Genomic DNA, 14,090 nt, shown 5'->3' with positions numbered 1-14,090 from the left:
TTAATTAGAAATTAACACTTAAACCTAAAGATATAGTTGTTTGTAAAGGATATACGCGTCCTTCTCCTCTTTCTCCGGCAAAAGCTTCCGGATCAAAAGCTTTGCTCATTTTCGTCCCTGTCCAGAGATTTTCTCCAGAGATGAATACCCGCAATTTCTGGATAGCTATTTTTTGCATAAATTTTGTCGGTAACGTATATCCAAACTGTAAATTCTTTAATCGGATATAAGCTCCACTTTGCAGATAACGGGTCTGAACCTGTCTGTTCTTTTCTGAATCAAAAATAGGACGCGGATAATAAGAGTTCAGATTTTCTCCCATTGGATCATTTGCCAATCGGAAATAATCTTCATGAGCTTTTAGACCGATGCCTTGCCACATAGTGCTGGCACCCCAGAACTGATTATCGCCTAACCACAGATCTCTTTTCATTGTTCCCTGAAAAAAAGCAGAGATATCGAATCCTTGCCAGGAAGCATCTAATGTTAATCCGAAATTGTAACGGGGAGTTTTATTTCCAATGATACGTTTATCCCCCATCTTTCCTAACATGCCTTGTCCTCCGTTAATTTCACCATCACCGTCCAGGTCGGCATACATGATATCACCTGCAGCCCATTCATTGCCAATGGTACTTTGATCTACTTTTGCCAAATGATTGTTCATCTCTTCGTCTGTTTTTGCTATGCCGATGGTAGTATATCCCCATATATCTCCGATGTATTGACCTTCGTAATATATTTTGTCCTCATTTTTTACATCGACTTTGTTATTCTCATTCGGATAGCGTTTGACCTTCATGCGTGCATCTGCAACAGTGAAATGAATGCCGTAAGATAATCCGTTTTTCAATCGGTCGCGCCAGCTTAAATCCAATTCCCAACCTGTGGTTTGTAAGTCTGCATTATTCATTTTAGGAACATCTGTACCCAAAATAACCGGTAATTCAGGAGCTGGACCAACCATGTCTTTTGTATATCTGGAGAATCCTTCGATAGAACCGATCAATCGGTTATTAAATAATCCAAAGTCAAGTCCGACATTCCATGTTTCAACTTTTTCCCATGTTAAATACTTGCTAATTAGTGCTGCTGGCAATACTTTGTCAGGCTTAGCTCCATTTAATAGCCAATTTCCACCACCAGCTGTAATATTCATTAATGAGTAGAAAGGATATAGTGATTCCGTGTTTTGGTTTCCTAATTGTCCGTAAGATACTCTTAATTTTAAACTACCGAGCCACGAGTTTGTGGATTCCATAAATGCTTCTCGTGCAATATTCCAGCCTGCGGAAACAGAAGGAAACCAGTTCCACCGTTTTGCCTCCAAGAAGCGTGAGGTCCCATCGTATCGTAGATTGAGTTCTGCCATATACCGATCATTGTAGTTATAATTCAAGCGCCCGAAGAAACCTGCTGTTGCCCACTGGTCATATCCTCCGCTTTGTATCTTTTCCAGTCCGGTAGCAGTGTCAATCGTTGGTAAAGAAGGAGTGATCAGGCCTTCTTTGTAAGCTTTTAAGTCACGATCTTTACTTAATTCAGCATTGAAACCAACCAATGCTTTTAAATTATGACCGGAAGCAAAAGTGTGAGAATATTCAGTGTACAGATTTGTGTTTAGAAAATTCTCTTTATAGTAATTTTCGGTAATACGGGTTAGGCCTTTTGCATAGCCGGCTACCCCTTCAATTTGTGAATTGATACCATCTATTCCTAATTCAGAAGTTTCCAATATTTCTGTATGTTCATTTTTATTGTGTACTCTATAGTTAACTTCTCCGAATAATTTCCAGTTTTTTATAGGTTCCAAAACTAATTGAAGTTGTTGATATAAATAATCATTTTGGCTTTTGTAGCGTCCACCGTCTTCTAAAGGAATAATACGTGAAGTTGATGTGTATCCTCCATGTTCATAATTGCGTGGAGTTACAGGCCATTTTCTTGATAATTCATTGAAAAATAGTCTTGTGTTTTCCGTCAAATAGGTTGGTTGGCTTTGATCTCCTCTTAAAAATTTGGTGGAAACATTCACTGAAGCCCAGTCTGCGAGTTGAGCGTTTATTTTAGAAGTAAATGAATATCTTTTATAGTCATCACCTCCATATCGGAGCAGTCCTTCTTGTCCCAGATAGTTGGCAGATAAATAGAATTGAATTTTTTGACTACCTCCATTGACAGACAGGTTGTGTTCTTGTGCAAAAGCTCCACTTTTGAAGTGTTCTTTCAGCCAGTCTATATTATTGTTACCTTTTTCGTACATTTGATAACGATTGGGATTATTAGGATCGGACACGCCTTGGGTTGTGATTTCTCCTTTTTGGAATGCGATGATACGTCCCATTGTTTCTTCATCAAATACAACACCTTGATGAGCATTCGTTGATGCCGTGTTCCAATAATTAGCGAACGTATAGGAATCCATCATTTCAGGCATACGCATTGGAGAAGACCAGCGGAAACTATTATTATATGAAATATTGGTTTTTCCCTCTTTCCCTTTTTTGGTAGTAATTAAAATCACACCAAATGATGCACGGGAACCATAAATAGAAGCAGCAGCGGCATCTTTTAGAACACTGACAGATTCAATATCCTGAGGGTTTAACATATTGATATCTCCGTCCATTCCATCAATTAATACTAATGGACTGGATTTGGATCCATCTCCGATTGTTCCGGCTCCACGAATATTAATTTCTAGAGAATTGTTTAATTCTCCACCTCCGTTATTCATGCCAATGTTTAATCCAGGTAAAACGCCTTGTAATGCTTGAGTGGCTGTTGTTACTGGACGGGCCTCTAAAGCTTCGGAGTTAATGACACTGACAGCTCCGGTCAGGTTCACTTTCTTTTGAGTTCCGAAACCGACGACTACGACTTCATCTATAAATTGTGTATCTTCAGAAAGGGCGATTTGTAGTTTGGATTGATTTCCCACTTTCACATCTTTAGTTTCATATCCTATATAAGAAACTGTCAGTATTGATTTTTCAGATATCTGAAGCGAGAAATTTCCATCAATATCGGTAATAGTCCCGTTACTGGATCCTTTCTCTACCACATTTGCGCCGATTATCGGATCTCCGTTTTGATCAACAACGATTCCGGTTATGTGCTTTTTTTGTTGTGCAACAATGGGTATTGTAGTGGGGGACTTTTCAAACAAGTATATTTTATTGTTTTTAATTTCATAACTCAAATTGGTATTGGCAACGAGTTTTTCCAATACCTGGGCTACATCGGCATCTTCCACCTGAATACTCATTCTTCTGTCCAGGTTGACGATCTGTTTGCTGTATGCTACGCTTAATCCTGTCTGCTTGGTAATAGTTGACAGAATCTTTTCTACTTTTACGTTATTGAGGGAGATGGATACCCTTTGGGCGGAAGCCTCCGCTGTAAAAGTTAACAAAGAGATGACAAGAAATAAGAATGTCAGTTTCATTGCATTCGGGATTTTCTCAATTAATATTAAAAGGTGCCTGAGGATAAGGCACAGATTATTTTTTTTCATATTTTTGAAATGAATTTATGTATTAGAAATTAATTTGAATTTCGGTACGTCGAATAACCGGGGATGTGGGGACATTTCCGGTTATTTTTTTAGTTTGTTATGTCGTGTCGTTCATGTTTGTCTTTATTTTATAGGTTAAACAATATGATAGTTTCTCGATTCTTTACGTGGCGACTTAACCCTGTTTGTCTTTATATAGTAGACACACAAGGGACAAAAAAGTATGAGTGGGATATGTAAAATTATTTATTTTTTTCTTCTTATCTTTATAACGCCCTCTTTTTCAGAGAATTGTACGGGTGTTATTTTCTCAAGATCTTTCAGTATCTGTTCCAGTTTCTGATCTGTGGACGTTAGTGTATAGTTATAATAGAGCAGCGAGGAATCCTGCATTTCGAACTCTACGTTGTACCAGCGGGACAAGGTCGTGATGACTTCGGATAAAGGCGTATTATTGAATACGATCTGATTTTTTTTCCAGGCAGAGTTATGCCCGATGTCTTCAGGCCGGGATATTTTGCAGACACCGGTTTTGCGGTTATAGGTGGCTTTCTCCCCCGGTTGTAAATGAGCAAGCGGGCGGGCATTATTGGCCAAGGCTACTTTTCCGGTTTCCAGCGAAACGAAGATATCCGGATCGGTTGCGTATGCTTTTACGTCGAATGTTGTACCCAGTACTTTTACATTGACTTCTTTCAAGTCGACAATGAACGGGCGGTCTTTGTTGGGAGATACTTCGAAGAAGGCTTCTCCTTCCAATTCGACTTTACGCTCGTTGAAACCGAACTTCCGCGGGTATTTGATGCGTGTCTCGGCATTGAGCATGGCCTTGGAACCATCCTGGAAAATCAGTTGCATACGTTCACCTTTGGGGACATATATCTCTTCGTAGCCGGAATCGGCAAACAGGTCGATACGTTTATCTATATACCAGAATTGACCGAGGAATAATAGTAATGGAATGAGAATGGCGGCTGCCCGGAAAAGCATCTGTTTTCTTTTCCGGAGGTGGATTCTCTTCATGATATACTGATACATCTCATCGGAAGGGATGCTGCGTTCTGCATACAGTTCTTCGCTGCCCGGCTGTATCTTTTCTGCGTCCTCATCCATCAAGGAGGACAGATATTTTGTGCCCTCGGGAGTGGAGAACCAGCGAATTATCTGGCGGGCTTCCTCCGGGGTGGCCGTGTTGTTGAGGGTCCTGTCGATGATATGTTTATCTGGTGCTTTCATTTTATTCCTGTTTTCTTAATTGACACATAACTGGGCGGATAGTATGAGTGTTTGTTACTCTTTTTTCTTTTCAGGAGAAAAGAGAGGAGAGCAATAGGATTAGTAACTTATCGAAATGTTCACGGAGTAGCTTGATAGCCTGCGAGTAATGGGTTTTGACAGTCGGTATGGATATCTGCATTTTTTCTGCGATTTCCTGGTTGGATAAACTGTCTTTCAGTTTGTACAAGCAGACTGCTTTCTTTTGTTCCGGCAGGCCGTCGATGGCCCGGTACAGTTGCTCGGTCATTTCCTTCTCTTCCAGTTTCGATAATATTTCGTTTTCATATTCGATTGTTTCCTGTGCCAGTTCGTAATTCTTCTCCAGAGCGGTGTAGTTGTTGCGTATCTCGTTCAGGAGATGGTTTTTCAACATGGTGTACAGGTAGTTTCTCAGGTTGATATGGATGCTGAACAGGGAACGCGATTCCCAGAGTTTCAGGAATATCTGCTGGACAGCGTCTTTTGCGGTGTCATTGTCTTTTAAATATTTGTATGCCAACACATAGAGCAGTTTGTGGTAGCGTTCATAAATAGCAGTAAAAGCCCTCTCATTTCCTTTTTGCAAAAGAATAAGTAACTCGTCATCGGTTTGCCCGGATATGGAGAGGGTTTTGTTATGCATATAAATCAGTTGAAGTAACTTTTGTAGTTTTTATAAGTGTCATATATATTCTTTCTATCTATTGTGTAGGAAGAAGAAAGCTCGTCGTCGGATAAGATATATTTTTTTGTTTCTTCATAATCGCCGTTGACAAGGATATTGATGTCGCAAACTTCGTACAACTGTTTTATTTCCGGCAGAAGTTCTTCTGCCTTCAGATCAATCAGAGCATTGCAAAGGCCTGCTCCGAGGTCCGAGTCAAACGTAGATAAATCTTTGTTGTTAGCAATTCGGTAATTCAGTTCTGTCCGGAACCAATCGATAATTTCTTCGCGCCGCTCGGGTTCATTATGAGCGATATTCTGTATCATATAATAGACGCAGGATTTGTTGAATGAGTCTAATCCGGGTTCCTTCATAAAGTCAGACAATCTTTGCAGTTGGTTGTGTCCGGCTTCATAAAGAGCAGGAATAAGAAGATTTTCTGCTATATATCCGAAATGATAGTCCATGAAGTCAGAAGACTGACGAAGAATTTCGAGAATCTCTTCCAGGCATTCTTCCAGTCTCAGGCCGGCAATGAATAACAGCACGTGACTTAAGGTTGCTATAACATCATCTTCATCCCAATCATCTTTTTCCGCCAGTAGATACGTCCGTCCTATTTCATATCGGATAATGTGCTTAAGGTCGGCTGCTAAATTTTTCTGTGGAATGGAACTAATCCGCTCAATGCAATCTTCCGGTAGGTTGTAGTTATACTTGCCTTTGAACAAGTCTTGCAGTTCTTCGGGATAGTTTAGTTTTAACTCTGCCGGATATTCTGGGTGTTGATAGGCATAGATGGTTTTAGGAGAACTCAGGTATTTTTTCTGGTCGGCTTGAAATTGTTTGAGACGTATCGATAATTGATTAAGCTCTTCTTCGCTCATGTTATCCAAGATATCCGATATATTTTCTAAATCATCTATATTTTCTTCTTCTATCTCTTCGTCTAAAATGATGCAATCATAATTTTCACCGACGTTATTCTTCAATGTAGGTAAATAATAGCTAGCTTCCAGCTGACTATCGACTACCAGGCAGGGCTGTCCGTCTTTTCCGAATTCATATTCTATTAATGGAATTTCTTCTGTGTCTTCTTCCAGTAAATATTGGGTGAGATTGAACTGGGGGCATGGTTTGAAACCGCAATCTTCGGCATAAGATATTGCTCCGAAAATAATGTTATGTGCTTCTTTGTAACTGACCAGGAGCGGATCGCTATTATCGAATATGATTTGTTTGAATTCCTCATATTCAAATTCGTCTATATTGAAACGGAATGTGGTATCTTTTACTCCTCGGCAAAAGGTATCTACCAAATAATATCCCAGTGTGTAATTACCGGATTTGTGCTGGCGGGTTATAATAACATAAGTCACTCCGTAAAGTTCCCAATTATTATTAATGAAACATTCATAAACAGGAAGTTTTCGACCTTTCTCTTGAATGTATTTAATAGGAGACAATTGAGCCACTTTCGGTTTCTTTTTTTTGCTGTTAGCCATAATTATTGTTTTTTATAAAGATCGAACGAAGATAATTGAAAAATAGATACTATCCTTGAATATAAGGAGCTTTTTTTATTCTGGTATTTGTATTCCAATCGCTGAACTCCAAACTTAACTGTTCCCACCGTTCTTTTCTTTCTGTTTCCTCATGCTCTTCCAATGGATTTGAAACGGAAAGGCCGATTAACCGGATGGGGTTGGTTGCGTAATCCACTTCCCTGAGCAGTTGTTTGGCCAGGGGAAGAATATCATTCAGGGTGGTGAGTTCACGGGGCTGCGTGATACTTTTTGTTTTCAGGGTGAAATCGTGGAATTTAATCTTTAATGTCAGGGTGTTCCCTTTGAAGCCTGTCCGTTGCAGGCGGCCGATTAATTCGGTGGCAGCATGATAAAGCTCGATGATGACGGAAGAGGTACGGGAAATATCCTTTTCCAATGTATGTTCACACCCGACGGATTTACGGATACGGACTGCTTCGACCGGGCGAAGGTCTATTCCTCGGGCACATTCGTAATACAGACAGCCTGCTTTACCGAACTGGCGGCTCAGCATTTCCAGCGAACAGTCCCGTAATTCGGCACCGTTATGAATGCCTAATGTGTGCATCTTCTTGGCAGTGACCGGGCCCACGCCCCAGAATGACTCAATGGGTAGTCGGGCGATAAAGTCGAGTGCCTGGGCCGGATGGATGGTGCAAAGGCCGTCCGGCTTACGGTAATCGGAGGCGATTTTAGCCAGGAATTTATTGTAGGAAATGCCGGCAGAGGCGACCAGATGCAGTTCTTGCCTTATCCGTTGCTTGATTTCTTTGGCAATGTCGACAGCCAGGGGGATTTGCTTTTTATTTTCCGTCACATCGAGGAAGGCTTCATCCAGCGAAAGCGGTTCGATGATATCCGTATACTCATGGAAAATCTCGTGGATTTGTGAAGATACTTCTTTATATACGCTCATTCTGCCCGGCACAAAAATCAGGTGAGGGCATAAGCGCTTGGCTTTTTGTGACGACATGGCGGAACGGACGCCATATTTACGTGCCTCATAACTGGCCGCGGCAACCACACCACGCTCTTCCGAATAACCGACCGCCAGCGCTTTTCCCCGCAGCTCCGGATTATCCCGCTGTTCGACCGATGCATAGAATGCATCCATATCTATATGTATGATTTTACGTTCCGTATAACCTCCTTTTCCTAAACAAAGATACGTAAAAGGGTGGAGATACCGTGTAGATTTTGTCTCTACATACTTTTTGCTACACTAAATAGTAGACTAAATCCTTCAGACCATTTGTTTTCACTTCATTATCCGGTAAACACAGACGGGCTTCAATTACTTCTCCGTCATTTAACGGGATTGTTTTGATTTCCGGAATAAAAGCGAAAGCTCTGCTGCTTAGCAAAAATGCGGATAGGTTGATAAGAACTCGTTTCATAAGTATTTATTTGTTTGAATCTTCAAATTGTTTATAAAGCTCTTTTAGTTCATGAAGAGCTTTCTTAATTTCGGTTTATAGAACGTCTTATTATCAAAAGGTAGATGATGATTGCGAGTGGAATAATGATAACAGTCAAAATGCCCGGGGGAATATTTGCTGCTATTTGATAAAAGACATAGAAACCTATTGCAAACAGAAAAGAACATGCATATATGACCAAATCATATTTGGTTTTGAATTTTATATTTTTCTCAACTTCCTTTATTCGATATTCCAGCCATTCTTTTACAGGCTTGCTATTGGTATATTTCCGCATTTTGTAAGCAGAATCTACCCAAAACAGATAAGAAACAGATAATATAACTAAAGCGCTGACATCTAAGAGCATTCCTTCCATACTCTGCTTTCTTAAAAAACAATGTTGCGATGAGATACACAATCACAGTGATGATGACGAGTCGAAAAATAGTCCCGGGATATACTGTTTTGATTGACTTTCTTACAGATTTAACCACTATTTCGTTTAGTTCTTCCTCGGAATATGGTTTCATATCCTTTACAGCTTCTGTTTTCCAAATATCTTTAATGTCATTTGTTTCCATAGGGCTTACTTTTTTAATTGTTTTTGTAATCGGTTCTTTAGCCTGTGAATTTTCATTCCGATGTTGGAACTGCTCATTCCGACTATTTCTGCTATCTCTGTCTCGTCTTGAAATAGGTTGATTCCCAAATGGTTAATGGGGACGAAAAAAGAGAAGTCCATCATTCGTCAAAAAGGGGAGGCTTATCCTCTTGAAATTCGCTTGGCCGCAATTGGTGAGTATCGTTTAGGAGTAAGTCGTAAAGAGATCGCATTAAAATATTCGATAACTGATCCAACGGTAATATCGCATTGGATTCGTAAATTTGAAGTGACAAAGCAGTCCAGCGGGTCTGTAAAGCCCCTGAAAGTAAGAAAACGACGAATAAAAATGACAGAAAACGAATCTGAATTGTCCAAACGAATCAAAGAGTTGGAACGTGCACTCAAACAAAAAGAGTTGTAGTTAAAAGAAAAAGAGAAGGAACTCAAACATGAGAAAACGTATCGTTGTGCGATGGAAATTGTAATAGAATTAGCAGATGAACACTATAATATCGATATTCGAAAAAACTCTGGTTCCAAGCAGTGAGAAGGCTTCACAATAATCAGCAGGAAATAAGTATCCCTGATTATTGTTCGTTGTTTGGGTATAGTTAGCAAGCCTATTACAAGAGGGAAAAACAGTTTGAAAAAGAATTATTATCAGAGGAAATCATTTTGAAAATGGTAAATCGTATTCGGGAAACCCAACCGGTTTTAGGTGGTCGCAAATTGTACCATATCCTAAAAACAAAGATGCATCCGGATTTAGACATAGGGCGTGATAAGTTTTTTGTATTATTGGGTTCCAATGGTCTGCTAATCAGGAAATCCAGAACATATCGTCCAGTAACGGCATAGTCCTGGAAACACTTTCATAAGTATCCCAACCTGATAGAAGATTATGCCCCGTCAGCGTCCAACCAGGTATACGTTGCCGATATTACTTAATATCCGTAATGTAGAAGGTGGATTTTATTATCTGAGTTTGTTGACCGACGGATACTTACGCAAAATAGTGAGTTGGGCTTTAGAAGATTCGCTGGAAATGTTGGGGCCGATAAAAGCCCTGAAGATGGCTTTGGAAGCGCTTCCTGAGGGTAACAAACCTATCCATTATTCTGACAGAGGAGTGCAGTATTGCAGCAAAGACTACACCTCTATATTGCGTAGGAACAAATGTTTGATCAGCATGACTGAAAATGGCGATCCAAGAGAGAATGCAATAACCGAACGTGTAAATGGCATATTAAAAGAAGAATGGTTGAATAGAGAACTGATTACTACGTTGAATCAGGCTCGCGATGTTGTAAAAAGAATTATCGATATTAATAATAATCAACGACTTTATGGCAGCGTAGAGATGTGGAAGCCCATTTAAGAAATGGACCTTTAAAAAGAAAATGGAAAACTGTTTACAAGCAAAAGCAAACGATGCTACCATCAGACGGATAAAAATGGTATATTTGCAGGTAACGAAAATAAAACAGGATGCGCTCGTCGGGACAGGTTGCCCTGCCCCTTGCCGCTTGGGCGTTCCCCGGCCGATGAGTTTTGCAGTGAAAAGCTCTCTGTCCTACAGTGAAACAGGATAAGGTAACCTATTTTAGGATTCAGAGAGGTTTGTCCGTTTTTTTACATTTGTAGACAACCTATAACAGGATTTTTTAATACACAGTCAACCTATTTCTCGACGAGACAGCCTACTACATAAACAAAGAGGATGCGCTATAATTTTTACACACCCTCAGGCACCGTTAATATTTGAGAGATGCTATTTTTACGTTTTTAATTTCAGTTTGTTTTGAGCGGAGAAGTAATTTTTTTACTTTCAAACCCGGACGGAAAGATATCATGGTACGTTGGCCTGCAATTTCCGTATCTATTTGTGAACCACCAAATTTATCTTCATATTTGATAATCATACGAACCATGAATGGTTTGTCGGTATCGATCAGATTCTCAATAGCATAGTTGCGTGCATGGTTTGGATAACCTCCTTCATGCAATGTTTTTTCTGCTTCTGCGAATTTCTGCAGATTTCCTTTTGCATACTGTGCTTTCTTTGCTATGGGACTAACCTGAATTTCACAAGCGTGATCGTTTTCGTCGGCACCGAGAAGTAAAGCTCCGAGTTTTCCGGACAGATCATCTCCGGGCTCAACGTCGAATGTCAACATAAATGAAGGATTTTCAACAGAAAAAGAAGATGGTTCTGTTATTTCTTTAGCCAAAGTTTTTGCCTTTCCAGTAGCTGGAATAATTTCCTCCATCCATTTTGTTCCGATACGGCCGTCAGGGTAATGGATCATCTCATGAATGTTTAATGTCCCGCCCCAGTTAACCATTGGAATCCAACCAGCCATTAGGAAGCGTCCGTCAGCTATTTCAGTGATGGCCGGTACACACATCCCGTTATAAAAATCCAGTCCTTGTTTGACAACATCCGTATATTCATCTTCACCTGCATTAGATGGTTTTGACCATAAGCCGGTAAATCCACCGATTACATAATCAAAATTTCCCCAGCGGAAAAAGAATGTGCAGTCACCTCCCGGAGGAAATCCGGGATTGACAGACCACCAACCACCATCGATTGAGCCAGACTCCCAGGTGCCTTTGGCTCCATAGTTGGCCAACATGCGTAAACGTCCTTCTGGATCGGTATATACACTCGGGTTTTCGCATGGGTGGAATAATATATGTGTCTTTTTGAAATTACTTATACCATCCTGACTGATAGAGTAAGTCGAACCAGCAGGAAATCCGGGCATCGTATCGTAATGGAAGGAGCCTGTTGCACCATGTTCATTATAGTAATCCCATAACTGTGGTAAGGTTGTCTTTTCTTTGGGATAAATACGAGTCGTATGAAGTCCGTAGCTGATACAAAGTTTATCGTTAAAAACAAAAGGCGTACCTGTACCTAATGTTTCCCATTGTTCTTCAATAGGGGTAGCTGCATCGTGTTCAGTCCATGTCTTGAAGTCAGTTGTTGAGATATGCTCGAAATAATGGGCTCCTCGGCCGAATTTGCTGGCATGTCCGCGTCTGTCATACAAATAAAATACATGATAACGTCCCTGATAGAAGAAAGTTGCTACATCACCTACCCAGGTATTATGCCCTTCAGGTGTCCAGTATTGGATTTCCGGTGAAGTGCGTGGTGTATCTAAATTTGTTTTTTGAGGTTCAATTCCCGGAAAATATATTTCAGCTTTCGAAACAATAGAAGGATCTATTTCCCAGGTTGTTTGTTATCCCCATTGTGGATAACCCAAAGGGAAGTCATTATCCAGGAGTTCATTATCGACATACATAGTCCATCGAACTCCTGAAAAATGAAGGACAATTTCATGTCCTCCCTCAGGCTTATCCAACATTGCCAACGGAATACCGACTGGCATATAGCGGGCTTCTTCCGGTTGAACCGGTAGATGGAGCAGGAGGGAAGCCTCCAATACAGGTACGGAACCGTCTGCCATAGGGTAGGCCGGGTAATTTTGTTGTTTGCGGTCTTCCGGATCGTTTTGATATGTATTTAATTCCAATACCCCCGGAATGGTTAGTAACGATTTTTTTGAAGTGACTTTTGTCAGGTTGACTTGTAGTTTAATAGTGAAACTACTTCTGTCTCCCGGTGATACAAAGTTATTTTTTGTATTCTGCTGCGTGAGAATATTTAATGGGGCATCCTGAGTTGTAAAATTCCAGGGGGAAGAGCGGAGTTCGAGTTGAACCGGCTTTTGTGTCTCGGTACAGCCGATAATACTACTAATAATGAGTATGATTACGGTAAACGAAGTAATAAATTTAGTATTCATTTTTCCAGAAATTTGAGTGTAACAATTATCTGTCACAATCTTTTAAGAGACTGTGACTGTTAGAATTTAATAATTTGTAAACTCTGATGCCTGATGTAAGTCAAAAGGATCAGAATGTAATTTGTATAATATTAGAGAAATTGACTGGATTCACGAATCACTATTTCTCCTGTCAGGTTTGCTGTAATGGGAATATGGTTGTTATCTTTTAATCTCCGCATCAACAACTCGATACTGATGTTAGCAATCTCCACACACGGTTGCCTGTAAGATGTCAATGAATGTTTGAGATGCTTGGAATATTTCATATCATCATACGCGCACATCAGAATATCCGAAGATATTTTGATGCCTAAAGCATCCAAAGAAGACATGAGCACTGCCGCTGTGGAATCATTGGCACATACAATACCTGTTTTCCCAGGAACTATCTCCATTTGTTTGACAAAGTCCAGATCTTCCGGATTTCCACAGAAAATATTATCCTCCGTAAACGAATACTGATGTTTAAGGACTGTTTCACGAACACCGGAAAGGCGTAAGTCTACAGAACTGGCCGAATCAGGACGATAGAAAAAATGAAGTTTGTTGCAGCCTTGATCGATCAGATGTTTTGCCATGATACATCCGGCACTGAAATTATCCAGGCATACCACATCGAATTCACTTCGTTCCGGAAAAGTCAGAATATCCCTGTCAATAAGAACTAATGGTATATTGGCTTCCCGTATAGCTGCACAGATTTTTAAATTCAGGTTGTATGCATCCGGTACTCTTTCCAGCGGGGAAAAGAAAATACCATCGACCTTTTTATTTATGTAACTTTCACAGCACGTTTCAATAAGTGTTTTTCTGATTTCCGCACTGCTTGCTGTTGCACCTTCCCAAAGGCAATTGAATCTACCTATTTCGGATTGCCTCAAGAGTTGGTCATTAATAATGGAAAATATTTCCGACTCACCTGCTCCGGGTAAAAGTAAGCCAAATGTATAGGTTGTATTTTTACATTGGTATATAACGACCGTACCAAGTCCTTTCGTCTTTTTTATAAAACCTTCTTCCTGTAACTGGTTATATACTTTAGCAATAGTTGGTCTGGAAACAGAATATTTTTGAGCGAGCGTTTGCTCTGTAGGTAACATAGACCCCGGAGGAAAAGCTTCTTTTAGTATCTGATCTTTTAATGTATTGTAAATAACCTTGTAGCTTATTTTAGATTCCATAAAGGTGATTTTAAAGTGATGTGCAAATGTAAT

General features: G+C 40.1%; 13 protein-coding genes. 3 read left to right on the top strand and 10 right to left on the bottom strand.

All coding sequences use genetic code 11. The features are described from left to right. Window positions 1-4 precede the first annotated feature (4 nt). The 7 genes from NBH15_RS01295 to NBH15_RS01265 all read right to left on the bottom strand — a co-directional run bounded on the left by NBH15_RS01295 (window position 5) and on the right by NBH15_RS01265 (window position 8,785). Entirely contained in the window at window positions 5-3,448 is a 3,444-nt protein-coding gene (locus NBH15_RS01295) for a TonB-dependent receptor (protein ID WP_250821810.1), read from the bottom strand. 315 nt (window positions 3,449-3,763) lie between these two features. Then, window positions 3,764-4,753, bottom strand: coding sequence for a FecR family protein (locus NBH15_RS01290; RefSeq protein ID WP_128132781.1), 990 nt, complete (start codon window positions 4,751-4,753; stop codon window positions 3,764-3,766). A 70-nt stretch (window positions 4,754-4,823) separates the two neighbouring features. Further along, on the bottom strand, window positions 4,824-5,417 hold the full coding sequence (locus NBH15_RS01285) for an RNA polymerase sigma factor (protein ID WP_128132782.1): 594 nt from the start codon (window positions 5,415-5,417) through the stop codon (window positions 4,824-4,826). Window positions 5,418-5,422: 5 nt separating this feature from the next. Continuing rightward, entirely contained in the window at window positions 5,423-6,946 is a 1,524-nt protein-coding gene (locus NBH15_RS01280; protein ID WP_128132783.1) for a hypothetical protein, read from the bottom strand. Window positions 6,947-6,995: 49 nt separating this feature from the next. After that, window positions 6,996-8,117 (bottom strand): DNA polymerase IV, encoded by a 1,122-nt coding sequence (gene dinB / locus NBH15_RS01275; protein ID WP_350472255.1) that lies wholly within the window; start codon window positions 8,115-8,117, stop codon window positions 6,996-6,998. 88 nt (window positions 8,118-8,205) lie between these two features. Further along, window positions 8,206-8,385, bottom strand: a complete 180-nt coding sequence (locus NBH15_RS01270; RefSeq protein ID WP_244050395.1) for a hypothetical protein — start codon at window positions 8,383-8,385, stop codon at window positions 8,206-8,208. Window positions 8,386-8,449: 64 nt separating this feature from the next. Continuing rightward, window positions 8,450-8,785 carry a hypothetical protein gene (locus NBH15_RS01265; protein ID WP_244050394.1) on the bottom strand — a complete coding sequence of 112 codons (336 nt, stop codon included), beginning with the start codon at window positions 8,783-8,785 and terminating at the stop codon, window positions 8,450-8,452. A gap of 340 nt (window positions 8,786-9,125) precedes the next feature. Between NBH15_RS01265 and NBH15_RS01260 the strand changes: the two genes are divergently transcribed. From NBH15_RS01260 to NBH15_RS01250, 3 genes are all read left to right on the top strand, one after another. After that, window positions 9,126-9,434, top strand: a complete 309-nt coding sequence (locus NBH15_RS01260) for a hypothetical protein (RefSeq protein ID WP_244050393.1) — start codon at window positions 9,126-9,128, stop codon at window positions 9,432-9,434. A gap of 510 nt (window positions 9,435-9,944) precedes the next feature. Further along, window positions 9,945-10,391 carry an integrase core domain-containing protein gene (locus NBH15_RS01255; RefSeq protein WP_244050392.1) on the top strand — a complete coding sequence of 149 codons (447 nt, stop codon included), beginning with the start codon at window positions 9,945-9,947 and terminating at the stop codon, window positions 10,389-10,391. 22 nt (window positions 10,392-10,413) lie between these two features. Next, complete coding sequence (locus NBH15_RS01250) at window positions 10,414-10,605, top strand: hypothetical protein (RefSeq protein ID WP_244050391.1); 192 nt, start codon at window positions 10,414-10,416, stop codon at window positions 10,603-10,605. A 162-nt stretch (window positions 10,606-10,767) separates the two neighbouring features. Here the strand turns inward: NBH15_RS01250 and NBH15_RS01245 are convergent, their stop codons facing one another. From NBH15_RS01245 to NBH15_RS01235, 3 genes are all read right to left on the bottom strand, one after another. Beyond that, window positions 10,768-12,159, bottom strand: coding sequence for a glycoside hydrolase family protein (locus tag NBH15_RS01245; RefSeq protein WP_303228245.1), 1,392 nt, complete (start codon window positions 12,157-12,159; stop codon window positions 10,768-10,770). Between the two features lie 108 nt (window positions 12,160-12,267). Then, window positions 12,268-12,834 carry a hypothetical protein gene (locus NBH15_RS01240; protein WP_250821807.1) on the bottom strand — a complete coding sequence of 189 codons (567 nt, stop codon included), beginning with the start codon at window positions 12,832-12,834 and terminating at the stop codon, window positions 12,268-12,270. Between the two features lie 131 nt (window positions 12,835-12,965). Further along, window positions 12,966-14,057: a GntR family transcriptional regulator gene (locus NBH15_RS01235; protein WP_244050389.1), complete on the bottom strand. Its 1,092-nt coding sequence runs from the start codon at window positions 14,055-14,057 to the stop codon at window positions 12,966-12,968. Window positions 14,058-14,090 lie beyond the last annotated feature (33 nt).

Origin of the sequence: Parabacteroides caeci (assembly GCF_023656795.1) — a bacterium.
Classification (GTDB): Bacteria; Bacteroidota; Bacteroidia; order Bacteroidales; family Tannerellaceae; genus Parabacteroides; species Parabacteroides segnis.
This window is presented reverse-complemented; position numbering and strand designations above follow the sequence as displayed.

Coding starts and splice junctions, on each gene's coding strand:
- NBH15_RS01295 (WP_250821810.1), bottom strand. CDS start 3,448: ATGAAACTGACATTCTTATTTCTTGTCATCTCTTTGTTAACTTTTACA.
- NBH15_RS01235 (WP_244050389.1), bottom strand. CDS start 14,057: ATGGAATCTAAAATAAGCTACAAGGTTATTTACAATACATTAAAAGAT.
- NBH15_RS01290 (WP_128132781.1), bottom strand. CDS start 4,753: ATGAAAGCACCAGATAAACATATCATCGACAGGACCCTCAACAACACG.
- NBH15_RS01280 (WP_128132783.1), bottom strand. CDS start 6,946: ATGGCTAACAGCAAAAAAAAGAAACCGAAAGTGGCTCAATTGTCTCCT.
- NBH15_RS01240 (WP_250821807.1), bottom strand. CDS start 12,834: ATGAATACTAAATTTATTACTTCGTTTACCGTAATCATACTCATTATT.
- NBH15_RS01265 (WP_244050394.1), bottom strand. CDS start 8,785: ATGGAAGGAATGCTCTTAGATGTCAGCGCTTTAGTTATATTATCTGTT.
- NBH15_RS01270 (WP_244050395.1), bottom strand. CDS start 8,385: ATGAAACGAGTTCTTATCAACCTATCCGCATTTTTGCTAAGCAGCAGA.
- NBH15_RS01260 (WP_244050393.1), top strand. CDS start 9,126: ATGGGGACGAAAAAAGAGAAGTCCATCATTCGTCAAAAAGGGGAGGCT.
- NBH15_RS01250 (WP_244050391.1), top strand. CDS start 10,414: ATGGAAAACTGTTTACAAGCAAAAGCAAACGATGCTACCATCAGACGG.
- NBH15_RS01285 (WP_128132782.1), bottom strand. CDS start 5,417: ATGCATAACAAAACCCTCTCCATATCCGGGCAAACCGATGACGAGTTA.